This window comes from Nocardioides cremeus (assembly GCF_030518195.1).
GTDB lineage: Bacteria > Actinomycetota > Actinomycetes > Propionibacteriales > Nocardioidaceae > Nocardioides > Nocardioides cremeus.
This window is the reverse complement of record NZ_JAULSC010000220.1, coordinates 1-281: the sequence shown is the minus strand read 5'-3', so window position 1 is coordinate 281 and position 281 is coordinate 1. Positions and strand designations below refer to the sequence as shown.

Below are 281 nucleotides of genomic sequence, written 5' to 3'. Positions count from 1 at the left end.
GTATAACCGGCCGATTTCATTAATTTACCCAACGTATAGGTATCCTCCCGCATCGGCTGTTGGCCTTCGGGCGTGATCTCCCGGTTTCCCCGGACTTGCGTATGTCCCGTATGCAATCCGGTCATCAAGGAACAACGGGAAGGGGCACTCACCGTACATCCGGCATAATGCTGCGTAAACAACATTCCCTCCTTCGCCATCCGGTCTATATTGGGAGTCTTGATAATCTGTTGGCCATAACAGCCAACATCTCCATATCCTAAATCATCCGCTAAGATATA

1 protein-coding gene is annotated in these 281 nt (G+C 49.8%); it reads right to left on the bottom strand.

Translation table 11 applies throughout. The features are described 5' to 3' along the window. Positions 1-281, bottom strand: a 281-nt coding sequence (locus tag QWJ41_RS21070) for a sulfatase-like hydrolase/transferase (RefSeq protein WP_302710443.1), incomplete at both ends; no start/stop codon positions are given.